The following is a 25,455-nucleotide window of genomic DNA, read 5'->3' as shown; positions in this document are numbered from 1 at the left end:
CTTTTAGGTGCTACAAAGACGCGAAGTGTTTTTCCAAAGTGAGTTCAGAGACATACATGTCCCAGGCGCTGGAAATTTCGCTCCTTGGGGAACTGCGCGTCAGGGCCATGGGGCAGGAAATTGTTCTGCCGGCCTCCAAGAAGGCACGGGCGCTTCTGGCGTTTCTGGTTGCGACGGGGCGGCCGCATCGGCGTGAGCGATTGTGTGAGCTGTTCTGGGACCTTCCGGACGATCCGAAAGCGGCGCTGCGCTGGGCACTCAGCAAGCTGCGGCGGGCGGTCGATACGCCGGACCGGTTGCGCATCATCGCCGACCGCGAACGCGTCCAGTTCGATGCTGAAGGCATCGGTATCGACATTCTCGATATTCACGCAAGGCTTCGGAACCAGGCAGGGATGCTTGGCGTCATCGAGCTTGAGGACATGGCCACGCGGCTCGGGAACATGTTGCTGGACGGCCTGGACGGTGCCGGGGACGAGGCTTTCGATGCCTGGCTGACGGCTGAACGTGAAGACGTCCATCTGGCACAGGTGGAAGTTTACAGGCGTCTGGCGACCCACAGGGATATTGGCCCGGCTGCCAGTCGGAAGTGGCAGCGACTGTGGCTGGAAGCCGACCCGGAAGGCGCAGAGGTGCACCAGCGGATGCAAAGTGATCCGTCGCCGGCAGGCCTTCAGCGGGGCACATCACCCCCGGGTCTTTTGTCAGACCACGTCGTGCTTGCCGAGACGAGTTCGGCCGACCCCGCAGACAGGGTTCGCAAGGCCCGTGCCCATGCGCTCAGGGCGCAGAATATCGGATTTTGCGACGTGGCAGATGGCACCAGGATCGCCTATGCCAGCATCGGGTCCGGCCCACCTATTCTGAAGGCGGCCAATTGGCTGAACCACCTGGAGTTCGACTGGTCGAGCCCGATCTGGGGCAGAAGCTTTGCAGAGCTTTCCCGCGGCCGCACGTTGATCCGCTACGACGAGAGAGGCTGCGGTCTGTCAGATTGGGACGTGGACGATCTCGGGTTCGACGCCTTTGTCGAGGATCTTGAGGTCGTTGCCGATACCCTGGGGCTGGAGCGGTTTCCGCTGGTGGGTATTTCTCAGGGCTGTGCCGTGTCGGTTGAATACGCCGTGCGTCATCCCGAGCGCGTTTCCGGACTGATCCTGATCAGCGGGTATGCTGCCGGCTGGCGATATCTCGCCTCTTCGGAGGAGCAGGCCCGGCGCGAAGCGGTGATCACGCTGACGGAACTTGGCTGGGGAACGGATAATCCGGCCTACCGGCATATTTTCACGCAAACCTTCATGCCGGATGCCAGCGCGGAAACCCTGGACTGGTTCGATGATTTTCAGCGTCAGACAACCTCGCCGAAAAACGCGGCGCGGTTTCAGGAAGCCTTCGGCCGTATCGATGTCCGCCACCGCCTTGGGCAGGTAAAGGCGCCGACAATCGTTTTGCACTCCAGATACGATCAGCGCATTCCGCTGGAACTCGGCCAGGCTGTTGCGGCAGGTATCCCGGGGGCGCAATTCGTGGCACTGGAAAGCCGAAATCACATTCTGGTCGATCAGGAACCTGCCTGGCAGGTGTGCCTTGGTGCCATCCATCGCTTTCTTGAAGAAAACGGCATCTGATTTTGGCTCTTGTCGGAAGCGTATTCCGGCGGGGCAGAGCCGGGATATGATCTCCGTGCTCTGCCCGCTTTGCCGGCAAATGTCTCCTGTCAGGCGAATGGTCAGCGGCTAATGAACGGAGACGAGCACTGCAGGCGCGAGCCTTGCCCGGACTGGAACGTGTTGTCGGAAACACGATAGGAGTTGTAGCGGCCAAAGCACCAGTCGATATGCCGTGTCACAACCGCATCGCGAGCGCCAAACGCCCATTGGTGCTGATAGCCCTTGTGGTTGCTTTTTCCATAGCCCCCGGCAAAGGCGGCAGGGGCGAAGGTCGTTGTTGCCAGGGCTGCGGCGGCAACGGCGGTGAAGATGGTTTTCCTGAACATCTGGATCTTCCTTTGGCTTGGTGAAGGCGATGTGATGTTCGCCTGTCCCTCTTACCTAGGAGAGATTATTCGCCGGGGCCTGTGACGCGCGACACTGCCCCGACATCGGCTGTCTGATGACAGCCAGCGCGTCCCGAGTTCTGGCCAAAACGGCTCTCGTGTTCCTCACACGAAGTCCGCGACGTCCTCCAGGCCTTCCCGGTTTCGGATGATCAGCCAGCCTTCCTTGAGGTCGATCAGGTCTGCTTTCTGGAACTTGCGCAGGCACCGGTTCACTGTCTCTCGCGTATTGCCGATCATCTCTGCGATTTCCGACTGGGAGAGCGACAGTTTGGTCAGCGGCTTCTCTTCAGTGCCGGGAGCGGTCACGGTGATGCGGAGCAGCAGGCGGGCGAGACGTTCCGGCAGACCGAGAAAACCGATTTCCATCATCCGTTCGTCCGACCGGCGAACGCGCTGGCAAAGCAGCTCGATCAGCCGGATGGAAAGAGCCGGATCGCGATTGAGCACTTCAAGCAGAGACCTCCGTTCGACCACGACCAGCTTGCAGTTGGTCAAGGCGCGCACGTTTGCTGACCTCTCGCCGCCATCGAGCAGGGCAATTTCGCCGAAGATGTCGCCGGGATGCAGTTCCGACAAGGTCACATCGCGGGCGCTGGGCGTCGGCATGCTGACGCGCACCGAGCCTTCCGCAATTGCCATCATGCTTTGCCCCGGCGTTCCCATGTCGAAAATGATATCGCCTGCGGTGTAGCGTTTGACATGTGCGAAAGCGGCCAGATCCTTGCGGCTCTCGTCATCCAGCGCTTCGAAAATAAAGCTCTGTCCCAGGAGCTTTTCCTTATTCAAACTCTCTTCGGTAGCCATATTCTCTCTTTGTCGTGTGATGCGAGCACCAGTACAACGGTGGTTACAACGGTTGTTGTGTCATACCATGGTGGTATCTCACGGCGATGCCTTACCTAAAATTGACAAGCCTATCGGGATTGCAATGTCAACAAGACGATTGAAATTGGCCGGAACCCTGATCGGGTTGATGCTCGCAGCTTCTTCCACGGCCATGGCGCAAAATGTGAACGGCTGCGAACGCACACAGGTCCAGGATCCGCCCAGGACTGTGTATCAGTGCGCGAACGGTCTCGTGATCGAAGCAGAAGCAGCCAGTGCTTTCAACATCGACACCGCCGCAGGCGCCACGCGCCCGGAAGACGTCGATCTCGAAACCGATGCGATGCTGATCGAGGTCGAGCCGGGCAGTGGCCCGTTCCAGGTGCGAACCCCTCACGCCATTGCCGCCGTTCGTGGCACGATCTACGCGGTGGATGTCGGGCCGGAGCGCACGTCAGTCTTCGTTTTGCGCGGTCACGTGTCGGTGTCCCGGCCGGATGGCAGCGATACGGTGCTGCTCGCAGCCGGTGAAGGAGCGGACGTCGCCCCGGGCCTTCCCTTCGCACCGGCCACATGGTCAGCGGAAAGGGCCGCAGGGCTTATGTCCCGTTTCGGTCAATGAAACTGAAGCTCTACGTCTGTCTCGTGGTCCTGGCGATGATCGTCGGGGCCGTCTGGGCAGGCTCCCTGGCGTTGGGCCATGTTGCCGGACGGGCAAGCGTGCTTGACCGGCTGGAAACGGTGCTTCTCGATCTTCGTATCCATATCAAGGGACCGCGCGAAGCGCCGCAGGATGTGGTGATCGTGGCCATCGACGATCAGACGGTGGCCGCAGCCGGTCACTATCCGGTCGACAGGGTGTTTCTGACCGAGCTGGTTGACCGGATCCGGGACGCAGGCGCAAAGGCCCTGGCCATCGATATTCTGCTGATGGGAAAATCGAACGAGGCAGCAGACACCGGCCTTGCGACGGCGCTTGCTTCTCTGCCTACGGTGATTGCGGCCGGTGGCCAGTTCCCGCTTGAAAGGGCTGCGGCGGTACTGGTGCCGGCTCCCGAAACCGAGTTGCGCCCGTTTGAAGCCTTTGCGGAAGCAGCCAGCGTCGGCCTCGTCAATGTCTCGACCGATGCCGGCGGCACGCCGCGCCATATCCCTCTTATTTTCAAGACCGACCAGGGGCTGGCTCCCTCGTTTGGCATGCTGGCTGTTGCCGGGTTCCTGGGTGCACCTCCATCGGTGACCGCAGAAGGCATCCGGATTTCCGGGCGAGTGCAGTCGCTGGACCTGCAGTGGCAGCAACCGCTGAACTATTATGGCAAGGGCGGCACCATCAGAACCGTCAGCGCGCAATCGCTTCTTCAGGATGCCGCAGCCGCCAAGGCAGCTCTTGGCGGTCGTCTGGTGCTTCTTGGTGTCACCGCGTCGGCTGTTGGTGACCGGTTTTCATCTCCGTTCGACCCTATCCTGCCTGGGGTGGAGGTCCTGTCGACGGGGATTGCCAACCTGCTGGACGGATCGGTTCTGCTACGCGACAGCCGGGTCCGCAGCTTCGATGCACTCGCTGCCGTTTCCATTACGCTACTGGGCATGGCCGTTGTCGTGTTCCTGCCGCTGGCCAGCGCAACCATCGTTTACCTACTGCTATTGCTGGGTTGGCTGACTGTCGTCGTCATCTGTTTCAACCAGGGCATCTGGCTCAACGCGGCATTGCCGATTGCGGCAAGCGTGCCGCCGGTTGTCGCGCTTGCTGTGCTGAGGGAAGGTTTCGAATGGTTCAGGGTGCGCCGGCTGGTGGCGGCCCGGGAGGCTCTCAGCCGGTTTCAGGCGCCGGATCTTGCCCGGCGTATTGCCGATGATCCCGGCTTTCTGCTGGTCCCGCGGGAGCAGCCGGTTGCGATCCTGTTCATTGATCTGGCCGGATACACCGCCCTTTCGGAAAAACTGGGTCCTGCCCGAACCCGGGATGTTCTGAAAGCCTTTCATACGCTGGTCGTCAATGAGGCCGCGCGCAACAAGGGGCTGGTACTGGATTTCATGGGAGACGGGGCGATGATCGGATTCGGCATTCCGGACGCCGGACCAAAGGATGCCGCTGACGCCTGTCGCTGTGCCTTTGATCTCGTTGTTGCCGTGCGTGGCTGGATCCTTGCCTCCGGGCTCGACGCCGAAATTCGCGACGTACGCCTTGGCGGCCATTTCGGTCCGGTGGTGCTGTCGCGTCTGGGGCATGAGAACCAGCAGCAGATCGCGGCAACCGGCGACTGCGTGAATGTGGCCAGCAGGCTGATGGAAGTCGGCAAGTCACGTGGCGCTTCGATCGTCCTTTCCACCGCCCTGACGAAAGCCGCCGAGGCAGGTGGTGAGATGTTGGGAATGCCGCCACGCAGGGAAGCCGTCGCAATCAGGGGGCGCGTGCAGGAGCTCGAAGTTGCGCTCTGGACAGCGGACGAAGCCATGCCGGAGCGGCGCGCGCTTTCTGCGACAAACTGAATGTGCGGTAGGCGATCCCGGGTTGGCCGAAAAGCGGACGGGCGGAAGCTTTCTGCCTCCGCCCGTTTGCTCCACCGGCCATCTGCTTGAGGGTTGCTCCTGCCAGTGGTGTGTCCGTTTCTGCGGACAAGATGTAAGTAGCCCGGCTGAGCCCCGAAGACATGTGACGGCCCTCACAGGCAAAACGGTCTGCAGCCAAAGATCGCGACTTGCGATACCTCGCACGTGGCTCCGGCCTTTCGAAGCTCGTTTGCAGGAAAAATCGTCCCAAGCAATCTCTTCAATTTTGTCAGGCTATGGCCTACCGTGTGCCCCACCGCGCAGGGACCTTTGAGTCGCCTGCGGCCGGATCTTTCCAACCGCATTTGAGACGAGACCCTTCATGGCACAGCTGCCGAATTCCCTTGAAGCCCGCGACACGGCATTCCAGCTCCATTCATACGCCGACGCCCGCCGTCAGGAAGAGACAGGCGCATTGGTGATCGAGAAGGGCGAGGGCATCTATGTGGAGGATATCAACGGCAAGCGTTACATCGAAGGCATGGCCGGTCTCTGGAGCGTTGCCGTCGGCTTCGGTGAAAAGCGCCTGGTCGATGCGGCCGCCCGGCAGATGGAGAAGCTGCCCTACTACCACACCTTCACCTACAAGAGCCATGGACCGTCGATCGAGCTGGCGGAAAAGTTGGTCGAGATGGCACCCGTGCCGATGTCGAAGGCCTATTTCACCAACTCCGGGTCTGAGGCCAACGACACGGCAATCAAGCTGATCTGGTACCGGTCGAATGCGCTTGGCCAGCCGGAGCGCAAGAAGATCATTTCGCGCGTGCGCGGCTACCACGGTGTCACCATCGCCTCGGCCAGTCTCACGGGCCTGCCCAACAACCACCGCTCGTTCGACCTGCCGCTGCCGCAGATCCTGCACACCACCTGCCCGCACTACCGGACCATGAAAAAGGACGGTGAAAGCGAGGCGGATTTCGCAAAGCGCTGTGCACAGGACCTGGAAGACCTGATCCTGGCCGAAGGCCCGGAAACGATCGCGGCCTTCTTTGCCGAGCCGGTGATGGGCGCCGGCGGCGTGGTCGTGCCGCCGGACGGATACTGGCAAGCAGTTCAGCCGGTTCTGAAAAAATATGACATTCTCTTCGTCGCCGATGAGGTGATCTGCGGATTTGGCCGGACCGGCAACATGTTCGGCACGGAAACCTACAATCTGCAGCCGGACATGATGACCCTCTCCAAGGCTTTGTCGTCGTCCTACCAACCGATTTCCGCGCTGCTGATCAACGACACGGTCTATCAGCCGATCGCAGACGAAAGCCACAAGATCGGCGTGCTTGGTCATGGTTACACCGGCAGCGGGCACCCGGTTGCAGCAGCTGTCGCGCTTGAAAACCTGAAGATCATCGAGGAGCGCGATCTGGTTGGTCATGTCAGAGCCATCGCACCGACCTTCCAGAAACGCCTTGCCGGCCTTGCGGAAAATCCACTGGTAATCGAGACGCGCGGCATCGGGCTGATCGGTGCCGCGGAACTGTCGCATGAGGCGCTTGCGGCAACGCCCGGCGCGCTCGGCGCGAAAACCAATGCAATGTTCCACGACAAGGGCCTGATTTCGCGCAACATGCTGGACGCCATGGCCTTCTGTCCGCCACTGATCATTACCGAAGCCCAGGTGAACGAGTTGTTCGACATCGCAGAAGCCGGTCTCAAGGCGGTTCAGGAAAGCCTGTGAGCGATCACTACTCTATCCTTGGGACAATCTCGGGCACTTCGGCCGACGGTATCGATCTGGCGTGGATCGAAACCGACGGTCGGACGGTCGCCCGGTTCGGCCCTGCGGAAACGGCAAGCTACCGGCCAGAGACAAAGCGCCGGGTGCTGGAAGCTGCTGCGCGCAAGGGAACCGGACGCGACGACTGGCCGGAAATCGCCGCTGCGGTAACGCGCGACCATGCCGAGGCGATCCTGGGGTTCCTGGCAACGCACGGTCTCGCGCCGGATGCCGTGGTTTTTCACGGCCAAACGGTCTGGCACGATCCGGCCAAGGGCGAAACGGTTCAGCTGGGTGATCCGCAGTCTCTTGCCACGGATCTCAACGTTCCGGTGATCGGCGACGTTCGCCTGGCAGATATGGTGGCAGGCGGGCAGGGAGCCCCTTTGGTGCCGGTCTATCACCAGGCGCTCGCCAAGACACTGGTTGGCGAAGACAAGGAGCCCTTGTGTTTCCTCAACATCGGTGGGGTTTCCAATCTCACCTATATTGAAGGCGACAAGCTGCTGGCGTTCGATATCGGACCGGGCAATGCCTTCCTGGACGATTGGGTCCGCAAGCACGGTGCCGGCGACTATGACGCGGGTGGGGCGATCGCGGCAAAGGGCACGGTCGATGAAGATCGTCTTCTGGCAGCGCTCACCCATCCGTTCCTGGCCGAGCCGGGGCCGAAGTCCCTCGACCGGTACAGTTTCTCCGGCGAATTTGCTGAAGGTCTTGGCCTGGAGGATGGCGCTGCCACCTTGCTCGCCTTCACGGCAGCCACCATTGCCAGCGCGGAAAAGCTTTTGCCGCGGGTTCCTCGGCTCTGGCTGGTCTGCGGCGGCGGACGGCACAATCCGGTTCTGATGAAAGCCTTGGCGAAGCTTCTTGCGGGAGATGTCGTGTCGGCGGACGACTACCGGATCGACGGCGATGCCCTGGAAGCCCAGGCAATGGCATTCCTGGGCGCGCGTTTGCAGGCCGGTCTGCCAACCACCTTTCCAGGCACGACCGGTGTCAGCCAGCCGGTTGTCGGCGGCAAACTGTTTACGCCCGGCACCTGAGCGTGCGTAGCGAGGTGCGTCTCCCGGTAATCGCAAAAACGCTTCTCTTCCGGAAGACATTGTTTCGGAAGGTCAAGCGGCCCGAAAGCTGCAATTGCTTGCGCGAACCCCAGCTTGCCGCTAACCAGACATCATGAACGGATCTGAAATCTACCACCGGCTGATCGGCCTCATTGAAGAGCGGGTCTTGAAACCCGGCGACCGATTGCGCGAGGCAGACCTGGCGGAAGAATTCGGCGTCTCCAGAACGCCGATCCGCGAAGGCCTGAAACGGCTTGAGGCCCAGGGCCTCGCGGTGCACGAGCCCAACCGTGGCATGGTGGTGCCGACCCTTGATCATGGCCAGATCAACGAAGTCTACTTCATGCGGGAAGTTCTGGAAGGAACGGCCGCCGGACTTGCCGCCAAGCATGCGTCAAAGCCGGAAGTGGAGATCCTGCAGGATCTGGTCAGCGCCGATCGCAAGCGCATTGCGGACAAGGACAGCCTGGTGCGCTCGAACCGGGAGTTTCACCGCCGCCTGTGCCTGGCCTCGCACAATCGCTATCTGGTCGACCAGATCGACCACCTGCGCCTGTCGCTCATCCTGATGGCGGGCACGACGCTGGATACGCCGGAACGGCGCGAAACTGCGGTCGAGGAACATGCCGCAATCGTTGACGCGATTTTACGGGGCGACTGTGCCGCAGCAGAAGCCGCTGCCCGGCTTCACATTGCGCACGCACACAAGACCCGGTTGCAGCAGATCTGATCAGCCGGTCAGCAGACCGTTTGCTGAGCGCGCTAACAACATCAGTGCCGCGACAACCAGAACGGTGAATGTGAGAGCCATGCCTGCAATCCGGAACCTGAGCGGCTCCGGTTCCTGGCTGACGCTGTAGGCGTGCAGGGCTCTGCCGGTGAAAAGACCCACCCCAAGAGCCCAGAGCAGCCAGGGCGTGGCGCCCGTCAGCTCCAGAAGCAGCATGAGTATCAGCCCCAGCGGGGTATATTCTGCAAAGTTGCCGTGGGCGCGCATGCGTCTTTGCAAACCGCCATGGCCGCCATCGCCGAGGCCGATGCGTTCGCTCTTGCGCACGCCGATCACCCGCACACTCAGGAAAATGTAAAGCAGCGTCAGCAGGCCCGCGAAAAGCGGGGTGATGTAAAGCGCCATGTCGGCCCCTTGAAAGAGAGAGCCGGCGACGCAGGTTCTGGCCGCCGGGGATGTTCAGCTTACGCCGGGCGGGAAAAGGCGGATCAGCATTCCACGATATTGACGGCCAGCCCGCCCTTCGAGGTTTCCTTGTACTGCTCCATCATGTCCATGCCGGTCTGGCGCATGGTCTCGATGCAGCCGTCCAGCGGCACGAAATGCGAACCGTCGCCGCGAAGCGCCAGAGAGGCAGCCGTAACGGCCTTGACCGCACCAAGGGCATTACGCTCGATGCAAGGGACCTGCACCAGGCCTGCAATCGGATCGCAGGTCATGCCGAGATGGTGTTCCAGGGCGATTTCCGCCGCATTCTCGATCTGCTCGTTGGTGCCGCCAAGCGCTGCGCACAAACCGGCAGCCGCCATGGCAGAGGCCGAGCCGACTTCGCCCTGACAGCCAACTTCGGCACCTGAGATCGAGGCGTTGGCCTTGATGATGCCGCCAACGGCAGCCGCCGTCAGCAGGAAGGTCCTGATGCCGGCCTGGTCCGCGCCGGGGCAGTGATCGAGGTAATAGCGGGTCACGGCCGGAATGACCCCGGCAGCACCATTGGTCGGGGCCGTCACGACACGGCCTCCGGCAGCGTTTTCCTCGTTGACGGCCATGGCGTAAACGCCGAGCCAGTCGACCACGTTGTGCTCGAAAGGCGGGTTCGTGCGGCCTTCGCGAATGAGCTTCTGGTAGATATCTGCGGCGCGGCGTTTCACCTTCAGGCCGCCGGGCAGAATGCCGGTCTGGGAAATGCCGCGGTTGATACAGGAATCCATTGCCGACCAAAGACGGTCGATGCCTTCTTCCACTTCAGCCTGAGGCTTGTCGCTGCATTCGTTGCGCAGCTTCATCTCGGCAATGGAAAGCTCGGCGTCCCGGCCCATTTCCAGCATCTGTTTGGCGTTGGCAAAGGGAAATGGCACATCCTGCTTGGCTAGCTCGTTGACCGGTTCGTTGCTGGTCTTGCGCAATTCGGATTCGCTGACCACGAAACCGCCGCCGATGGAATAATAGACAAAGGTGTCGATGACGGCGCCGGCAGCATCCAGCAGATGGAAGGTCATGCCATTGGCGTGGAGCGCCAGTGGAGGGCCGTAGTCGAAGATGACATCCCGGGACGGTTCGAAATGCAGCTCCGGAAGGCCGTCTATTTTCAGCTTCCTGGTCTGCTCCAGCTCTTCCAGCATCGGGTCGACCTTGTCCGGATCGATGGAATCGGGCCTGGCTCCCAGCAGGCCGAGACACACGGCCTTGTCCGTGGCGTGGCCCTTGCCGGTGAAGGCAAGTGAGCCATGCAGGGTGACGGTCAGCCGCGTCGCGCGGTTTTCCGCGCCGGACAGGCCCCGCACCCGGTCAAGGTAACGGTGAACGGCAACCATCGGGCCCACCGTGTGAGAACTGGACGGCCCGATGCCGATTTTGAAAATGTCGAAGACGCTGATGAACATCTCTTGAACCGCATATGTCAGATGCACCGGCCCTGCCGGCGCTTTGAGGTCACGCTAACAGATAGCGCCCGGATGTCCTCCATTCAAACGGGCATTTTTGTGTTATTTGCGACATGCGGCTGAAACAGACGTTTTCCCGTGCGGGTTGGAACCGGATCAAACGGTTCGCGGAAACAGTTGTTTGCGAAATGCCCCTTTGATAGCGTGCCGCTTCCTTTCAAATGCAACTATCCGACACAAGAGCTACTCATGACCTCGCAGCACCCGGCCGACACAGCAGATGTTCTGGCTTCCAAAAAACAGGCGTTTCAGATCCCGGACGGGGTCATCTATCTGGATGGCAATTCGCTTGGTGTGCTGCCGAAACACGTGCCCGCCCGCATTGCGCAGGTAATCAACGAGGAATGGGGCAACAGCCTGATCCGGGCCTGGAACACCCACAGCTGGATCGACCTTCCAGCCCGCACAGGTGACCGCATCGGCAAGTTGATCGGCGCACCGGCCGGGACGGTCGTCGCCTGCGACAGCACCTCTGTCAATGTGTTCAAGGTCCTTTCCGCAGCCCTGGCGCTGCGGCCGGAGCGCAAGGTCATTCTTTCCGACAACGGCAATTTCCCGACCGATCTTTATGTCGCCTCCGGCCTGAAGCAATTGCTCGACAAGGGACATGAACTGAAGGTTGTCGATCCGGAAGCGGTGAAGGACGCCATTGATGAAGACGTGGCGGTGGTGATGCTGACGCAGGTCGACTACCGCACCGGCCGGGTTCATGACATGGCGGATATCACCCGCGCGGCCCATGACGCAGGTGCCCTGGCGATGTGGGACCTTGCCCACTCTGCCGGTGCGATCCCGGTCGATCTTCACGGGGCTGGAGCGGATTTTGCCGTTGGTTGCGGATACAAGTATCTGAATGGAGGCCCGGGTGCTCCGGCATTTCTGTATGTCGCCCCCGAGCACCAGGACAAGGTCACCTCGCCGCTGACCGGCTGGATGGGGCATGAGGCCCCCTTCGCGTTCGATCTCGACTACAGGCCGGTTTCCGGCATCAGCCGGATGACGGTCGGCACGCCCGCCATTCTTGCGCTTTCGAGCCTTCATGCGGCCCTTGATGTCTTCGAGGATGTCGACATGGCGGACATCCGCCGCAAGTCCGTTTCACTCAGCGAGTTGTTCATCGCTGAAGTCGAGGCCAAGTGCCCGCAACTGGAACTGGCCAGCCCGCGGGATCCGAATGCCCGCGGCAGCCAGGTCTCGTTCCGTTTCAAGGAAGGTTACGCCGTCATGCAGGCGCTGATCGACCGCGGCGTGATCGGTGATTTCCGAGCGCCCGACGTGATGCGCTTCGGCTTCACGCCGCTGTACCTGTCGCATCAGGACATTGTCGACGCGGTTGAGATCCTGAAGGATATTCTGGATACGGAAAGCTGGAACCGGCCGGAGTTCAAGACCCGCGCAAAGGTCACATAGCCGCGACGCGAACCTGGGCCTGCAGCATGTCGATAAACTGCTGTTCTGGCACCGGTTTGGAATAGAGGAAGCCCTGGAAACGGTTGCAGCCGTTTTCAGACAGCCAGGCCCGCTGTTCAACGGTTTCCACCCCTTCGGCGACAACGCTGGCATCAAGCGCTGATGCCAGCGACAGGATCAGCTTCACGATGGCGCCGCCGGTGGCAATGTCGTTCATGAACATCCGGTCGATCTTGATACCGTCGATCGGATAGTTGTGCAGATAGGCCAGGTTGGAATAGCCGGTGCCGAAATCGTCGATAACGATCCGGTAGCCGGCGGCTTTCAGCTTCGTCAGGGATTCGTAGGCATGCGGAATATCGCCAAGCAGAACGCTTTCGGTGATTTCCAGCGAGATGTCGTTCGCATTGCAGCCGGTTTCCTTCGGCAGGCTCTGCATGCGGGCAACAAACGTGGGGTCCGAAAGCTGCTTGGGTGAGACGTTCATCGACAGCGGTACGGAAACGTTCAGCAGCTTGAGCCCGGACTGCATGTAGGCAACATTCCGGCTGACCCAGGTGCCGATCTCGTTGATGAGGCCGGTTTCCTCTGCAACCGGCACGAAGTCGTCGGGACTGACCAGGCCTTTTTCGGGGTGCTGCCAGCGCAACAGGGCCTCGGCGCCGACAACACGTTGGGTGCGGGTGCAGGCAATCGGCTGGTAATACAGCAGGAATTCATTCTCGCGGATTGCCCGTTCGAGATCCTTCTTCAGGGACATGTGCTTGTCCCGGAGTTTGCGCATGTATTCCTTGTAGCGGACGCATTTGTTCTTCCGCTCCGACTTGGCCTGGTAAAGCGCAAGGTCCGCATGACGCATGAGCTGGTCGATGTCCGTACCGTCGGCCGGATAATGGGCATAGCCGATGCTCAGCCCGACATGACGAGGCTTGCCCTCAATCAGATGCGGACTGGTAAAGGCCTGCAGCAGCGCCTGTCCGAACCAGTCCGGTCGCGGGCTTTCGGGCGAGGACAGGTGGCAGATCAGAAATTCGTCGCCGCCAAGACGCGCGACGATGTCGTTGTTTCCGGCCAGATCCTTCAGTTTGGATGCAACAAGCTGCAGAAGATGGTCGCCTGCAGCATGGCCAAGCGTGTCGTTGACCATCTTGAAGTCGTCCAGATCCACGAGATAAAGCGTTGCGATCAGGTTGTTGTCCTTCGCAGTCTGTCTCACATGCGACAGGCGTTCCTTCAGATAGGTCCGGTTCGACAGCCCTGTCAGCGCATCATGGCTTGCAAGATACTGGGCGCGTTCCTTGGTCTGGTGAAGCTCCGTGACATCGATCTCGCTCAGCAGAAAGGCAGGCTTTCCTGTAACGGCGTCATGGCAGCGGCGGATGGTGATTTCGTGCCAGCGCAGGCCGTCGCTCGTCCGGACCTCCGCCACGAACTTGGTCGTGGCTTTTTCCGTGAGGACGCCCATCACGTTCTTGGCGAGAACCTGATCGATGAAATGATCCCACAAGGTGCATGCGAGATCGGTGCAGGCTGCCCTCGCGGCCGTGTTGCGGTAAAGAGGTTGCCCGTCTTCGGAAAACAGCGAGATCATCACCGTGGTGTGCATCAGCGCTTCGGCGCTTCGGAGCGTTTCCGGCTGTTGCTCGTGATGCGGACGGCCTTCGCACAGCAGCGCCATACGACCATCATTCAGCCGGATGCCGCTCATGACAACCTGCAGGACCTGAGCCTTGCCATTCGGATAGAGTGTCCAGATCTCCGAAAAGCTCACGTCGTGCTTGGTGAAATCCTGCTGGTACTGCCGCAGGCGCTGTTCCACCGAATGGGACATGTCCGAGCCCATGTCGCGTGCCCGCAGCTCTTCCAGCGATTCGGCATCGGTAATCTCAAGCGCCTTGCGATTGGCCCACACAATGCATTTCTCGTCGAAATCGAAAATCCAGATACCGGTGTCGAGACGATCGTAAATCGAAAAGATCAGCTCCTGATCCACCCTGCCGTCATCGAGTGTAAAAGGCAGGGACGCTTTCCTTTTTTCGGTTGCCCGCTGCGTCTGGGAAAGATCGGACATGTGTGACAGGGTCGTTCTCCGGGATGAACGCATTCGAAATCAGAAATCATGACGGACGAAGCCGCCAGTTCGTGTCTGGCAACGCAAATTTGCAACTTTGCAGAAGTGTAAGGAACGTGAATATATCATTCAATTTAAAATCGGGAAAACCGCTGACAAACTTAACGAGATCTGGTGATACTTTCAGTTTCTGAATTTAGAATAGTGCCGATAGATAAAACTTGCATCAAACGCCAACAGATTGTTGTGCGACACCTTGGATGCCGGATTTGAGCTTTCCCCGATTGCAAAAGGCCGTATCGCGCTGGTTTTGCGCCAACTGACTGCCTGTCGCCGGCGTGTCCGCTCAGCTTTACAACACTTGCCAGCCATGGTTGTTTCAAACTGTCTGAAACGCGGCAATTGCCCTTCAGCAGGATATTTCAAGATGACGGATCTGTTCGACATCACGCCGCCCGTGCGGCCGGGTATAGCGGTCTATCCCGGCGACGCGCCTTATCGCAGCTCCTGGACGGCGACGATCTCAGAGGACTGCCCGGTGAATGTCGGCGAGTTTTCCATGTCGAGCCATTGCGGAGCCCATGCCGATGCACCGCTGCACTACGACCCGGACGGTCTGACGATCGATCAGCTTGATCTGCATGATTTCGTCGGACCGGCCCGGCTGATCGATGCACGCGGTACCGGTCCGCTTTGCCAGCCCGAAGAGCTGGAAGCGTTCCTTGAAGGCTGCCCGCCTCGAGTGCTTGTGCGGCTTGCCGAAGAACGAGACGTTACGGTCTGGCCGGCAGGCTACAGGGCTCTGGCACCGGAAACCATGAGCCTGCTGGCGGACGCCGGTGTCAAGTTGATCGGCGTGGATGTGCCCTCCGTCGACCCGGATCCTTCCGAAACCCTGCCCAGTCACGGGATCGCCCGTTCCCGTGACATGCTGATTCTGGAAAATCTTGCTCTTTCTGCGGTGGAACCCGGTGATTATGAGTTGATTGCGCTGCCAATGAAGTTAGAAGGGCTGGACGCCGCGCCGGTTCGGGCCATTTTGCGCCCGCTCCGCTAATTCCGGGAAACGGGAAAGCGCGGCCGGAATAAGAAAAAGACTGACCGTTGGGAGCGGCAAGGAGCGTGAATGCTGGAGCTTGATCAGCTCGTTATGGATTTCAGCGGATTCCGGGCGGTGAATGGCTGCTCGTTCCGCGTCGAGGAAGGCAGTATCACCGGATTGATCGGCCCGAACGGGGCTGGCAAGACGACGCTTTTCAACCTGATCGCAGGGGCACTGCAACCGACAAGCGGACGCATCCGGTTTCAGGGCGAGGACGTCACCAGCCTGGCCAGCCATGAGCTGTTTCACAAGGGACTGGTGCGGACATTCCAGATCCCGCATGAATTTCACAAGCTGACGGCGCTGGAAAACCTGATGATGGTGCCGCCGTCTCAGCCGGGCGAAAGCCTGTTTTCCAATTGGCTCGCCTGGGGGCGGGTGAAGGCTGCCGAGGCCGAGGTCGAGAAAAAGGCCTATGAGACCCTGGCATTCCTGGAGCTGACGCACGTCGCGCACGAGCCGGCCGGCAACCTTTCCGGTGGCCAGAAGAAGCTTCTGGAACTGGGCCGCACCATGATGACCGATGCCAGACTTGTGCTGCTCGACGAACCGGCGGCAGGCGTCAATCGCACCCTGCTGCGCAAGCTCGAGACCAAGATCGAGATCCTGAACAAGGAGCGCGGCTACACGTTCATCCTGATTGAACATGACATGGAAATGATCGAGAAACTCTGCGATCCCGTTGTGTGCATGGCCGAGGGAAGGGTGTTGATCCAGGGCGATTTCCAGACCGTGCGGTCCAATCCTCAGGTGCTGGAAGCCTATCTGGGCGAAACCACGGGAGATGCCGCATGACAGCACTTCTTTCCATGGACGGCATCACCGGAGGCTATGGTGACGCCGACATCCTTCAGGACGTCTCCATGCATGTGGATGCGGACGAGATCGTCGTCATCGTCGGCCCGAATGGTGCCGGCAAGTCCACAGCCATGAAATCCGTTTTCGGTCTCCTGACCATCCGCGGCGGCCGCATGCTGTTCGACGGCGACGACATTACCAGTTGGGCTCCCAACCGCATCGTCCAGCGCGGCATCTGCTATGTCCCGCAGGTCGACAACATTTTCCGCGAGATGTCGATCCACGAGAACCTGGAGATGGGCGGCTTCCTGAAGAAGGGTGACCTCAGCGCTGCCTATGACCGGGTCTACACCCTGTTTCCGGACCTGAAGGAACGCCGCAAGACGCTTGCAGGGTCCCTGTCGGGCGGGCAGCGGCAGATGGTGGCGATGGGCCGGGCGCTGATGCTCGATCCGAAGCTTCTGCTTCTCGACGAACCGACCGCCGGGCTTTCGCCCAAATACATGGAACAGATCTTCCAGATCTGCCGGGACGTGCGCGACACCGGTGTCGCCATTCTCCTGGTGGAGCAGCACGCCAAGCAGGCGCTTGCCTTTGCCGACCGGGGCTATGTCCTGGCCGCCGGCAAGAACCGCCACGAAGGTAGTGGTGCCGAACTCTTGGCCGACCGTGAAGTCGCCGAAATGTTCCTGGGGGGCTGAGCGGTATGGATTTTCTTGAGCTCATCAATTTCTACGTCATTCCGGGCATCGTGCTCGGCTCGATCTATGCACTTGGCGCCGTTGGCATCACGCTGATCTTCGCCATCCTGCGCTACGCCCATCTGGCGCATGGTGATCTGGCGACGCTTGGTGCCTTCATTGCGCTAGCGGTTGTCACCGGTCTTGGCGTCTCGCCACTGCTGGCCTTGCCGATCGCCATCATCGCAACCGCCGCCGTTGCCGTCGGCATCGACAAGGTGTTCTATGAACATCTGCGCGAGCGGCCGAAAATCGTCACCGTGATGGCCTCGCTCGGCATAGCGCTTATGATCCGCGCCGTGGTGCAGGTGGTCTGGGGTGTCGATACGGAAACCTATTCCCGCGGCATCGTCCGTCCGGAAAATTATTTCGGCCTGCGCATCCGTGACCGTGAAATCCTGACGGTCATCGCCATGCTCGCGCTTGTCGGCGGACTGCAGCTGTTCCTGACCCGCTCCAAGTGGGGCAAGGCCATGCGCGCCATGTCGGACAACCCCAATCTGGCTTTGCTCTCTGGCATCGACAACAAGAAGGTCGTGATGCTGACCTGGGTGATTGCAGGTGGTCTGTGTGCTGCCTCCGGTGTCTTCCTCGGCCTCAACACGGAACTGAAGTCGCTGATGGGCTGGCAGATGCTGCTGCCGATGTTCGCTGCCGCCATCCTGGGCGGGGTCGGCCGGATCGAGGGGGCCGTGCTTGGCGGGCTGATCGTCGGTATCGCCGAGGAGCTGTCGGTTCTGGTGATCCCGAGCGAATACAAGGCCGCAATGGCCTTCGCCATCCTGTTGTTCATGCTGCTTGTGCGCCCGACCGGGCTGCTCAAGGGCAAAGTGCTGTAAGGGGAGGGAGAAAATGGAATATCTCGGTCTTCTCAACTACGCCCTCTTCATGGCGATCTTCATCGGCATCTACGCGCTGCTGGCGCTGGGGCTCAACATTCAATGGGGCTTTGCCGGTCTGTTCAACGCCGGCATTGCCGGGTTCTTCGCAGTTGGCGCCTATACCTCCGCGATCCTGACGACAGAACATGCCGACGGCCGTATCGGCGGCTTTGACATGCCGTTCTTCGTCGGCTGGATCGGGGCAATGCTTGCCGCAGCTCTCGTGGCCTGGCCTATCGGCAAGATCTGTCTGCGGTTCCGGTCCGACTATCTGGCGATTGCCTCCATCGGGATTGCGGAAATCATTCGACTTGTGGTCAAGTCCGAACCGGTGCTGACCAATGGTGCCCGCGGTATTTCCGGTATTCCGCGCCCTGCGGCGGAGTTTCCGTCACTGGCGCAGGAAAGCGCCTACATGGCGTCTCAGGCTGCCTATCTTGCCATTGTCATCGTCGTTCTGATTGCGGCTTACCTGCTGGTCGAGCGTCAGTTCAACGCGCCCTGGGGTCGCATGATGCGCGCCATCCGCGACAATGAAGGCGCCGCCAAGGCCATGGGCAAGGATGTCGAGTTCCGCCGCCTGCAGGCCTTCATTTTCGGCTCGGCCCTGATGGGGCTGGGTGGTGCGCTGTTCGCGCATTTCAACCGCTCGATCACCCCGGAAGCCATCGACCCGATGGTCGCGACCTTCCTGGTCTGGATCATGCTGATCCTTGGAGGCTCCGGCAACAACCGCGGTGCCATTCTGGGAGCTGCGGTGGTCTGGATCATCTGGTCGATGTCGGAAATCGCAACTGACCGCCTGCCGACGGAATATGCCATCCAGGCCAAATATATTCGCCTGTTCCTGATCGGCCTGATGCTGCAGCTGGTGCTGCGCTTCCGGCCGGAAGGCCTGCTGCCGGAACCGCTGAGAGGCGACCGGCGTGCAACAAGATCCGGTGCGGATCACACTTAGGTCCGTTCCTCAGGCTAGCTTCCCGGTATCCGGAGGCGGAGCCTCGAAAATCCAAAGTCCCGGCGAAGACCGGAATAATGAGGAGGTACTTTGATGAAAACCAAGATTCTCGCACTTGCAGCCGGTCTGATGACCGCAACCGCGCTGGCATCCGTGCCGGCAAAGGCCGATGTCAAGATCGGCTTGCTCGGTGGCATCTCCGGCCCGATCGCAGCCATGGCTCCGGCCATGATCGACGCCGCGCAGCTGGCCTTTCAGCAGGTCAACGAGCAGGGCGGCATCGGCGATGGCGAAAAGCTGGTCGGTGTTGTCGGCGACAGCGCCTGCAATCCGCAGAACGGCACTGATGCCGCAACCAAGGCCGTGAACATCGAAGGCGTCATCGGCGTCGTCGGTCCGCATTGCTCGGGCGCGGTTCTGGCTGCTGCCGGTTCCGTCACCATTCCGGCTGGTATCACCATGATCACGCCGTCCGGCACCTCGCCGGAAATCTCCACCCTCGACGACAAGGGCACCGTGTTCCGCACCGTGCCGTCCGACGACTATCAGGGCCGTGCACTGGCACGTACCCTGAAGGAGCAGGGCTACGAGAAGGTCGCCGTCGCTTACCTCAACAACGACTACGGCACCGGTCTTGCCAATGCGTTCAAGGCGGAATTCGTCGATGAACTCAGCGGTGAAATCACGCAGTTCGCAGCGCATGAGGAAGGCAAGGCCTCCTACCGTTCCAACCTTGCCGAACTCGCCAAGGGCGGCGCGGACACGCTGGTGATCTTCGACTACGGCGACGGCACCGGCCTCACCATCCTGCGTCAGGCTCTCGAAAACGGCTTCTTCGACAAGTTCGTCGGCGGCGACGGCATGAAGTCCGAAGCAGTCATCAACGAGCTGGGTGCCGAAAACCTGGCCACCTTCGTTTCGTCCTCGCCGGTTGGCGAACAGTCCGAATCCCTCGACATCTTCAACGAAGCCTTCAAGGGCATCGGCGGCGATCCGGATGCGATCTTTGCCACCACCTCCTATGACGCGGCGTTCCTGCTGGCATTGGCGGTCGAAAAGGCCGGCGGCAAGAAGGAAGACGTTGCAGCGGCAATGGCCGAAGTCTCCAACGGCGAAGGCGAAGCGATCCGTCCGGGCGAGTGGAAGAAGGCCAAGGAGCTGATCGCAGCCGGTACGGCCATCGATTACAAGGGCGCTGCCGGCGACCACAACTTCGATGAAAAGGGCGACGTCCCGGGCACCTACGCCCTTTGGGAAGTCGGTGCGAATGGCTTCGAAGTCCTGACCGAAATGAAATAAGCGACTTCGCAAGAAGCGTTTTTAAGAGACCGGCGACCTGAAAGGGCCGCCGGTTTTTCTGTTTCGATCGCTTCGGTTCCCCGTCATTCCGGACAAGTGAGGCAAAGCCGAACGCAGATCCGGAAACTAGACTTATTTCGCGCGCACGCGCGGCTGCTTCCTTTTCTGTCAAACAAGTGTTCGCTCATGCTCACGCTTACGCACTGGGTTCCGGATCGGCGTGCAGCATTGGCTGCGCTTGTCCGGAAAGACGGAGGGGTAGAGAAAACAAGCTCACATCTCCCTTACCCCCTCCCGAAATTCCCGCTATACACCCCGCCATGCGTGATCTGGATGTTCTTGTGCTTGGTGGCGGTGCCGCGGGGCTGATGTGTGCGATTGAGGCGGCAAAGCGCGGGCGCAAGGTGCTCGTGATCGACCATGCCAGAAACCCGGCGGAGAAAATTCGCATTTCCGGCGGGGGGCGCTGCAACTTCACGAATATTCATTGTTCGCCGGCTAATTTCCTCTCCCGGAACCCGAGGTTCTGCGTCTCCGCGCTGAAGCGCTATACCCAGCAGGACTTCCTGAAACTGGTCGAAAAACACCGCATTTCCTGGCACGAGAAGACACTCGGCCAGCTCTTTTGCGACAACAGCGCCAAGGACATCATCCGGATGCTGCTGTCCGAGCTGGAAGCGGCCGGCGGCACGTTGCAGCTGGAAACGGACATCAAGGCGATTGAAAAGCCGGACGACCGGTTTTCCGTGTCAACGTCCAAGGGGCCGTTGCGGGCGGCATCGCTTGTTGTGGCGACAGGCGGGCCTTCGATCCCCAAGATGGGCGCGACCGGCTTCGGCTATGATCTGGCCAAGCGCTTCGGCCACAACGTGATTGCCCCGCGCGCGGCGCTGGTGCCGCTGACCTTTTCCGATACCAACAAGGAACTGTGCGGCCGGCTTGCCGGTGTTTCGGTGGATGCGATCGTTTCGTTCCAGAAGACGTCGTTTCGCGAAGGCCTGCTCTTCACGCATCGGGGTCTGTCCGGGCCGTCGGTGCTGCAGATTTCGTCCTACTGGCAGGAAGGCAAGCCCATCTCGGTGAACCTGTCTCCTGAGGCCGACGTTTTCGAAACCCTGCGGCAAGCCCGGCAGGAGAACCCGAAACAGGACCTGAAGACAGCACTCGGCGGATTGCTGCCCAACCGGTTGGCCGATGAGTTGTCGCAGGCGTTTGCCCTGAAAGGCCGTCTGGCAGACCAGTCGGACAAGGTCCTGCGCCGGGCGGCAGAACAGTTGAACCGCTGGCAGCTGACGCCGGTCGGCACCGAAGGCTACCGCACGGCGGAAGTCACGCTTGGTGGCGTGGACACGAAGGAACTCTCCTCCAAGACCATGGAAAGCACGAAGGTGCCGGGCCTCTATTTCATCGGTGAGGTGGTCGATGTCACCGGCCATCTCGGCGGCTTCAATTTCCAGTGGGCCTGGGCGTCCGGTCATGCCGCCGGGCAGGTGGCCTGAGTTTCGTAATCATCAATTGGTAGAAGACTTTGCGCGGCGCAGCATTTTTTGATGATCGCCCCTCAAAGCTGGTTATAGTGGCTTGAAAGAAGGCTTGCAACCAAGCCGCTCTTTCACCGTTGCCTTGAGTGTCCTCTTCCCGCGGAAAAGGTCTGTGCCGGTGCGAAGTAACGGCAAATGGCTGACGTCCGGGGGGATGAATGAAGCGCGTAACGATCCACGATGTGGCCGAAACAGCGGGTGTCAGCCTGGCAACGGTTGATCGTGTCCTCAACGGGCGGCCGGGTGTCCGGAAGGTCACAATCGAAAAGGTCAAGCAGGCGGTCGAGGCGCTCAACTACAAACCGGATGTCTTTGCCGCTGGCCTTGCCAAGAAACGGGTCTACCGCCTGCACTTCCTCATTCCAAATGGCCCGAACGCCTTCATGGAAGACCTGACCCGCGAAGCGCTGTCCCACGCCGAAACCATGAGCGGTGACCGCATGCATGTGCATGTCGAGCCCATCGACGCCTTCGACGGGCACAGGGTGGCCGGTACGCTTGCGATCCTCGACCGCTCGCAGTGCGACGGTGTCGCGGTGGTCGCGCCCGCGTTCCCGGAGGTTCAGGCAGCCATCGACCGGCTGCAGGACAGGGGGGTGCCCGTCGTGACGCTGGTTTCCGATCATCCTTCCTCCAGCCGCCAGCATTTTGTCGGCATCGACAACGTCGCCGCCGGGCGCACCGCCGGACGGTTGCTCGGTCGCTTCCTTTCCAGATCCCCGGCCAAAGTCGCCATCATTGCCGGATCGCTCGGCCTTCGCGATCATGCGGAGCGCTATCAGGGCTGCCGGGCAGTCATCGAGCAGGACTATCCCCATCTGGAATTGCTGAAGGTGCGTGAGGGGAGGGACGACAACGCCCGCAATGCGGACCTGATGCGAAAGCTTCTTGCGGAACATCCCGATCTTGCCGGGCTCTACAATATCGGCGCGGGCAACCGCGGCACGATTGCGGCCCTGAAGGAAAGCGGCCGCAGCCAGGGCATCGTCTTTGTCGGACACGAACTGACGCCCTATACGCGCGAAGCGCTTCAGGACGACGTGCTGGATGCGGTGATCGCGCAGGACCCGGGGCACGAGATCCGCAGTGCCATCCGCGTCCTGAAAGCGCTTTGTGATGGTGTGCCGATCATCGAAGGGCAGGAGCGTATCGGCATCGATGTGTTCCTGAAGGACAATCTGCCCGGGGATCTGGAGCCATCAGACACCGCCGAACGACCTGTCTGATCCCTGAAACTGGGCGTCTTTCCGGCATTCCTGCCAAAAAGTCGCCTCTCACACTCAAATTTTGAATTGACCTTTCAGATCGCGCACCTCATATCTATGGCATGCGTTTGACACAACAGACAAACTATGCCGTGCGCGCGCTGATGTACTGCGCCGTCAACCCGGACAAACCAAGCAAGGTCGCTGATATCGCGGCCAGCTTCGACATGTCCGAAACCCACCTGTTCAAGATCATGAAGGTTCTGGTCGATGCAAATCTGATCAAGACCATTCGTGGCCGGAACGGCGGGGTCATGCTGGCTCGTCCGGCAGAGAATATTTCGGTTGGCGAAGTTGTCCGCGCCGCCGAGGAAAGCTTCCTTCTTGCCGAATGTTTCGACAGTGGCCGCAAGGATTGCCCGCTCATCATGTCCTGCGGCTTCAATGGCCTGCTGCATGAAGCGCTCGAGGCGTTTATGGAAGTTCTGGACGGCAAGTCGATTGCCGACCTTTCGGAGGACCGCTTCGGCATGCGCGATCTCCTGAAGATCGAAATGACCAAGGCTCCGATCGCGGCCAACGCGTAAGGTTTTGTCGACATAAGAAGTTTCGAAGGCGCCACCATCCGGTCGGCGCCTTTTTCGTTTCGTATGTCTCGAACATGTGACGATTGGTCGGGAAAAGGAAAGGCATGCCATGCGTCTTGCGCGGCCTCTCTCAAGGAAAAGGCCGGGCTGGCTTGCCGCTGAGGGAGAGGAGAGGGCGGTTGGCTGGCCTGGCATTTGTCACTCCGGTTGCCCGGAGGTCCTGTCTAATCCGAAACCAGAGGACGCGATTTCCGGTTCCGTTTCGATCAGGCATTGCCTTGATAGGAAAACTTGAGTATGAGTGTCAAGTATAAAGTTGAGTTTGAAACTCATCTTTTGATTCCGATGTCCCACCGCTCCGCCAAGAAGCTGATTTTTTGAACAGTTTCAGGAGCAACACAAAGGCCAAGGACCGATTGCGCGCAATGACACCGACCGCCAACAGCCAGAAGCACCGCCTCTCCCTGGGTTCCAGCAGCCGCGCCACGCGCGCCTTTGCGGCAACACCGCCGCGTGAGCAGAAATCGGAACTCGACACACGCGACCTGTTCAGCGGCCAGCGCCAGATCCAGATCCGCCACAACGACGAAACCTACCGTCTGTCGATCACCAAGCAGGGCAAGCTGATCCTGACGAAATGATTTTGCCGGGCTGACATCCCTTCCCTTTTGCGGGGAAGGGGTGCGCAGAGGGAGCGCCCTCTCTATAGACTGCGATATGCCCGGCGCTCTCACCACAGCCTTTCGTTCTCCACCTTCAAGCCGTATCGATCAGAGCTTCTTCGGGTGCCGAATGGCGTTCGACGCGGATGGGTTGGCGAACGCCTGCGGCCTGGTGGAAATGTTCCAGCCGCCGGATGGTGGTGGGTGTCAGCATATGGCCGCGGGACAGAACCAGTTCGTGACCGGTTTCGGTCAAGGCGTCGTCGATCAGCACATCGCCTGGCCGGAGAGAGCGGATGTAGCATTCGGCAACAAGTTTCTTGCGTGCCTCCGGCACGTCGTCCATCAGCGTTTCCTTGGCCAGCTCCAGCAGCATCGGATCATATTTGCGCTTGTTGATGGTAAGCGCCTCGAAGGCCGCTGCATCCGGTCCGCTTTCCGGGCTTGCGTACCACAGATCCGTCAAGAGCTTGAGGATGCGGGCAATCATCGGGATTTCCTTGCCCGTCGGCCCGTCCTTTGGGAAACCCGAGCCGTCGAAACCGCGGCCGGATAGAAACAGGTATTCGGAGACTTTCTCCAGTTGCGGTATGTTCTTCAAAAGATCCCGGGTCTGGTCCGGTGCCCGGTCCAGGATATTGCGCTCCTGCTCGGTCAGGCCGCGTGCGGCACGGTAGCGGGCAAGGATCTGTTTGGGCAGCAACGCCTCGCCAAGCGGTGACAACATCACCGACATTTCCAGTTCCCAGGTTTTCTTCATGCCCAGGCGTTTGGCCAGCCGCAGGGCCTGTTTGCGAACCGTGCTCGTGCGCCGGAACGCTTCCGGGTGGAAGAGCGCCAGCATGTCGATCAGCAACTTGACGGATCCGGCAAGTGTCCGCTCCAGCAGTGCCCGGTCCTTGGCGAGCTGAAAATGATGGGAGAGAGCTGTTTCCATGGCGCTGGCCAGATCTGTCGATTGACAGGGCTTTTCCAAATACATGAAGGCATGGGCTTCATTCAGCGTCTTCTTGATCGCATCTGCCGAGTTTTCCCGGGTCAGCATGACCCGCGCGGCTTGAGGCGCAATGGTCTCCGCTGCTCGCAGAAAGGCTGTTCCGCCACGGCCCGGCAGATTGAAACAGGAAAAAATGACGGCTGTGCCATGGTTCTGCTTCAGAAACTGCAATGCAGCTTCCGTTTCGGAAAAGCAGGCAACCCTCATGTGACTGCCGAACAGGCGTTCAAAGCCTGCCTGAACGTCCTTGTCCGGATCGGCAACGACTACCAGGTCCGTGCCTTTTTCCATTCACGGCTCCTTTCACGGGAAGCAG

The 25,455-nt window shown here is 60.3% G+C and carries 23 protein-coding genes; 17 read left to right on the top strand and 6 right to left on the bottom strand.

Annotated elements, in window-relative coordinates:
• Positions 1-56: 56 nt before the first annotated feature.
• Positions 57-1,628 (top strand): bifunctional AfsR/SARP family transcriptional regulator/alpha/beta hydrolase, encoded by a 1,572-nt coding sequence (locus B0E33_RS07495; protein ID WP_077290840.1) that lies wholly within the window; start codon positions 57-59, stop codon positions 1,626-1,628.
• A 101-nt stretch (positions 1,629-1,729) separates the two neighbouring features.
• Here the strand turns inward: B0E33_RS07495 and B0E33_RS31550 are convergent, their stop codons facing one another.
• Positions 1,730-1,996, bottom strand: a complete 267-nt coding sequence (locus B0E33_RS31550) for a BA14K family protein (RefSeq protein WP_023002244.1) — start codon at positions 1,994-1,996, stop codon at positions 1,730-1,732.
• Positions 1,997-2,161: 165 nt separating this feature from the next.
• Positions 2,162-2,863: a Crp/Fnr family transcriptional regulator gene (locus tag B0E33_RS07485; protein WP_023002243.1), complete on the bottom strand. Its 702-nt coding sequence runs from the start codon at positions 2,861-2,863 to the stop codon at positions 2,162-2,164.
• 124 nt (positions 2,864-2,987) lie between these two features.
• Between B0E33_RS07485 and B0E33_RS07480 the strand changes: the two genes are divergently transcribed.
• The 5 genes from B0E33_RS07480 to B0E33_RS07460 all read left to right on the top strand — a co-directional run bounded on the left by B0E33_RS07480 (position 2,988) and on the right by B0E33_RS07460 (position 8,945).
• Complete coding sequence (locus B0E33_RS07480; protein WP_077290839.1) at positions 2,988-3,506, top strand: FecR domain-containing protein; 519 nt, start codon at positions 2,988-2,990, stop codon at positions 3,504-3,506.
• Positions 3,503-5,374, top strand: a complete 1,872-nt coding sequence (locus tag B0E33_RS07475; protein ID WP_077290838.1) for a CHASE2 domain-containing protein — start codon at positions 3,503-3,505, stop codon at positions 5,372-5,374. Before B0E33_RS07480 ends, B0E33_RS07475 begins: the two co-directional genes overlap by 4 nt.
• Positions 5,375-5,756: 382 nt before the next feature.
• The gene (locus tag B0E33_RS07470) at positions 5,757-7,109 is read left to right on the top strand and encodes an aspartate aminotransferase family protein (protein ID WP_077290837.1); all 1,353 of its coding nucleotides are present in this window, start codon (positions 5,757-5,759) and stop codon (positions 7,107-7,109) included.
• Entirely contained in the window at positions 7,106-8,194 is a 1,089-nt protein-coding gene (locus B0E33_RS07465) for an anhydro-N-acetylmuramic acid kinase (RefSeq protein WP_077290836.1), read from the top strand. The genes B0E33_RS07470 and B0E33_RS07465 overlap by 4 nt, the downstream gene beginning before the upstream one ends.
• Before the next feature lie 133 nt (positions 8,195-8,327).
• Positions 8,328-8,945 (top strand): GntR family transcriptional regulator, encoded by a 618-nt coding sequence (locus tag B0E33_RS07460; protein ID WP_077290835.1) that lies wholly within the window; start codon positions 8,328-8,330, stop codon positions 8,943-8,945.
• Here B0E33_RS07460 and B0E33_RS07455 read toward each other — a convergent pair whose 3' ends face one another.
• Positions 8,946-9,350 (bottom strand): MAPEG family protein, encoded by a 405-nt coding sequence (locus tag B0E33_RS07455; protein ID WP_077290834.1) that lies wholly within the window; start codon positions 9,348-9,350, stop codon positions 8,946-8,948.
• An 83-nt stretch (positions 9,351-9,433) separates the two neighbouring features.
• On the bottom strand, positions 9,434-10,828 hold the full coding sequence (locus tag B0E33_RS07450) for an L-serine ammonia-lyase (protein ID WP_075284318.1): 1,395 nt from the start codon (positions 10,826-10,828) through the stop codon (positions 9,434-9,436).
• A gap of 249 nt (positions 10,829-11,077) precedes the next feature.
• Here B0E33_RS07450 and kynU point away from each other — a divergent pair, with 249 nt between their 5' ends.
• Positions 11,078-12,298 carry a kynureninase gene (kynU, locus tag B0E33_RS07445; RefSeq protein ID WP_077290833.1) on the top strand — a complete coding sequence of 407 codons (1,221 nt, stop codon included), beginning with the start codon at positions 11,078-11,080 and terminating at the stop codon, positions 12,296-12,298.
• On the opposite strand, the gene B0E33_RS07440 is transcribed toward kynU, so the two are convergent.
• Entirely contained in the window at positions 12,291-14,369 is a 2,079-nt protein-coding gene (locus B0E33_RS07440; protein WP_077290832.1) for a putative bifunctional diguanylate cyclase/phosphodiesterase, read from the bottom strand. The genes kynU and B0E33_RS07440 overlap by 8 nt on opposite strands.
• 427 nt (positions 14,370-14,796) lie before the next feature.
• Between B0E33_RS07440 and kynB the strand changes: the two genes are divergently transcribed.
• The 10 genes from kynB to hemP all read left to right on the top strand — a co-directional run bounded on the left by kynB (position 14,797) and on the right by hemP (position 24,121).
• Entirely contained in the window at positions 14,797-15,426 is a 630-nt protein-coding gene (kynB, locus tag B0E33_RS07435; protein WP_077290831.1) for an arylformamidase, read from the top strand.
• 69 nt (positions 15,427-15,495) lie between these two features.
• Positions 15,496-16,266 carry an ABC transporter ATP-binding protein gene (locus B0E33_RS07430; protein ID WP_077290830.1) on the top strand — a complete coding sequence of 257 codons (771 nt, stop codon included), beginning with the start codon at positions 15,496-15,498 and terminating at the stop codon, positions 16,264-16,266.
• Positions 16,263-16,970 (top strand): ABC transporter ATP-binding protein, encoded by a 708-nt coding sequence (locus B0E33_RS07425; RefSeq protein ID WP_077290829.1) that lies wholly within the window; start codon positions 16,263-16,265, stop codon positions 16,968-16,970. Before B0E33_RS07430 ends, B0E33_RS07425 begins: the two co-directional genes overlap by 4 nt.
• 5 nt (positions 16,971-16,975) lie before the next feature.
• Positions 16,976-17,848 (top strand): branched-chain amino acid ABC transporter permease, encoded by an 873-nt coding sequence (locus tag B0E33_RS07420; protein ID WP_023002230.1) that lies wholly within the window; start codon positions 16,976-16,978, stop codon positions 17,846-17,848.
• A 13-nt stretch (positions 17,849-17,861) separates the two neighbouring features.
• A complete protein-coding gene (locus B0E33_RS07415; protein ID WP_023002229.1) occupies positions 17,862-18,848 on the top strand; it encodes a branched-chain amino acid ABC transporter permease in 987 nt (328 codons plus the stop codon).
• Between the two features lie 93 nt (positions 18,849-18,941).
• Complete coding sequence (locus B0E33_RS07410; RefSeq protein ID WP_055657548.1) at positions 18,942-20,147, top strand: ABC transporter substrate-binding protein; 1,206 nt, start codon at positions 18,942-18,944, stop codon at positions 20,145-20,147.
• Positions 20,148-20,467: 320 nt separating this feature from the next.
• A complete protein-coding gene (locus tag B0E33_RS07405; protein ID WP_077290828.1) occupies positions 20,468-21,646 on the top strand; it encodes a BaiN/RdsA family NAD(P)/FAD-dependent oxidoreductase in 1,179 nt (392 codons plus the stop codon).
• Between the two features lie 200 nt (positions 21,647-21,846).
• Positions 21,847-22,914 (top strand): LacI family DNA-binding transcriptional regulator, encoded by a 1,068-nt coding sequence (locus tag B0E33_RS07400; RefSeq protein ID WP_077290827.1) that lies wholly within the window; start codon positions 21,847-21,849, stop codon positions 22,912-22,914.
• Between the two features lie 101 nt (positions 22,915-23,015).
• Positions 23,016-23,480, top strand: coding sequence for an Rrf2 family transcriptional regulator (locus tag B0E33_RS07395; protein WP_075283567.1), 465 nt, complete (start codon positions 23,016-23,018; stop codon positions 23,478-23,480).
• 425 nt (positions 23,481-23,905) lie between these two features.
• Positions 23,906-24,121: a hemin uptake protein HemP gene (gene hemP / locus B0E33_RS07390; RefSeq protein WP_062491931.1), complete on the top strand. Its 216-nt coding sequence runs from the start codon at positions 23,906-23,908 to the stop codon at positions 24,119-24,121.
• 115 nt (positions 24,122-24,236) lie between these two features.
• Here hemP and B0E33_RS07385 read toward each other — a convergent pair whose 3' ends face one another.
• A complete protein-coding gene (locus B0E33_RS07385) occupies positions 24,237-25,430 on the bottom strand; it encodes an HD domain-containing phosphohydrolase (RefSeq protein ID WP_077290826.1) in 1,194 nt (397 codons plus the stop codon).
• Positions 25,431-25,455 lie beyond the last annotated feature (25 nt).

This window comes from Roseibium algicola, from assembly GCF_001999245.1.
Classification (GTDB): Bacteria; Pseudomonadota; Alphaproteobacteria; order Rhizobiales; family Stappiaceae; genus Roseibium; species Roseibium algicola.
The sequence above is the reverse complement of the archived record's forward strand: the minus strand, read 5'-3'. Positions and strand labels throughout refer to the sequence as shown.

Excerpts from the sequence above, each read along its gene's own strand:
- B0E33_RS07400 (WP_077290827.1), top strand. The coding sequence starts at position 21,847 with ATGAAGCGCGTAACGATCCACGATGTGGCCGAAACAGCGGGTGTCAGC.
- kynU (WP_077290833.1), top strand. The coding sequence starts at position 11,078 with ATGACCTCGCAGCACCCGGCCGACACAGCAGATGTTCTGGCTTCCAAA.
- B0E33_RS07495 (WP_077290840.1), top strand. The coding sequence starts at position 57 with ATGTCCCAGGCGCTGGAAATTTCGCTCCTTGGGGAACTGCGCGTCAGG.
- B0E33_RS07405 (WP_077290828.1), top strand. The coding sequence starts at position 20,468 with ATGCGTGATCTGGATGTTCTTGTGCTTGGTGGCGGTGCCGCGGGGCTG.
- B0E33_RS07410 (WP_055657548.1), top strand. The coding sequence starts at position 18,942 with ATGAAAACCAAGATTCTCGCACTTGCAGCCGGTCTGATGACCGCAACC.
- B0E33_RS07415 (WP_023002229.1), top strand. The coding sequence starts at position 17,862 with ATGGAATATCTCGGTCTTCTCAACTACGCCCTCTTCATGGCGATCTTC.
- B0E33_RS07470 (WP_077290837.1), top strand. The coding sequence starts at position 5,757 with ATGGCACAGCTGCCGAATTCCCTTGAAGCCCGCGACACGGCATTCCAG.
- B0E33_RS31550 (WP_023002244.1), bottom strand. The coding sequence starts at position 1,996 with ATGTTCAGGAAAACCATCTTCACCGCCGTTGCCGCCGCAGCCCTGGCA.
- B0E33_RS07395 (WP_075283567.1), top strand. The coding sequence starts at position 23,016 with ATGCGTTTGACACAACAGACAAACTATGCCGTGCGCGCGCTGATGTAC.
- B0E33_RS07480 (WP_077290839.1), top strand. The coding sequence starts at position 2,988 with ATGTCAACAAGACGATTGAAATTGGCCGGAACCCTGATCGGGTTGATG.
- B0E33_RS07420 (WP_023002230.1), top strand. The coding sequence starts at position 16,976 with ATGGATTTTCTTGAGCTCATCAATTTCTACGTCATTCCGGGCATCGTG.
- B0E33_RS07455 (WP_077290834.1), bottom strand. The coding sequence starts at position 9,350 with ATGGCGCTTTACATCACCCCGCTTTTCGCGGGCCTGCTGACGCTGCTT.
- B0E33_RS07385 (WP_077290826.1), bottom strand. The coding sequence starts at position 25,430 with ATGGAAAAAGGCACGGACCTGGTAGTCGTTGCCGATCCGGACAAGGAC.
- B0E33_RS07425 (WP_077290829.1), top strand. The coding sequence starts at position 16,263 with ATGACAGCACTTCTTTCCATGGACGGCATCACCGGAGGCTATGGTGAC.
- kynB (WP_077290831.1), top strand. The coding sequence starts at position 14,797 with ATGACGGATCTGTTCGACATCACGCCGCCCGTGCGGCCGGGTATAGCG.
- B0E33_RS07460 (WP_077290835.1), top strand. The coding sequence starts at position 8,328 with ATGAACGGATCTGAAATCTACCACCGGCTGATCGGCCTCATTGAAGAG.
- B0E33_RS07440 (WP_077290832.1), bottom strand. The coding sequence starts at position 14,369 with ATGTCCGATCTTTCCCAGACGCAGCGGGCAACCGAAAAAAGGAAAGCG.
- B0E33_RS07450 (WP_075284318.1), bottom strand. The coding sequence starts at position 10,828 with ATGTTCATCAGCGTCTTCGACATTTTCAAAATCGGCATCGGGCCGTCC.
- B0E33_RS07430 (WP_077290830.1), top strand. The coding sequence starts at position 15,496 with ATGCTGGAGCTTGATCAGCTCGTTATGGATTTCAGCGGATTCCGGGCG.
- B0E33_RS07485 (WP_023002243.1), bottom strand. The coding sequence starts at position 2,863 with ATGGCTACCGAAGAGAGTTTGAATAAGGAAAAGCTCCTGGGACAGAGC.
- B0E33_RS07475 (WP_077290838.1), top strand. The coding sequence starts at position 3,503 with ATGAAACTGAAGCTCTACGTCTGTCTCGTGGTCCTGGCGATGATCGTC.
- hemP (WP_062491931.1), top strand. The coding sequence starts at position 23,906 with ATGACACCGACCGCCAACAGCCAGAAGCACCGCCTCTCCCTGGGTTCC.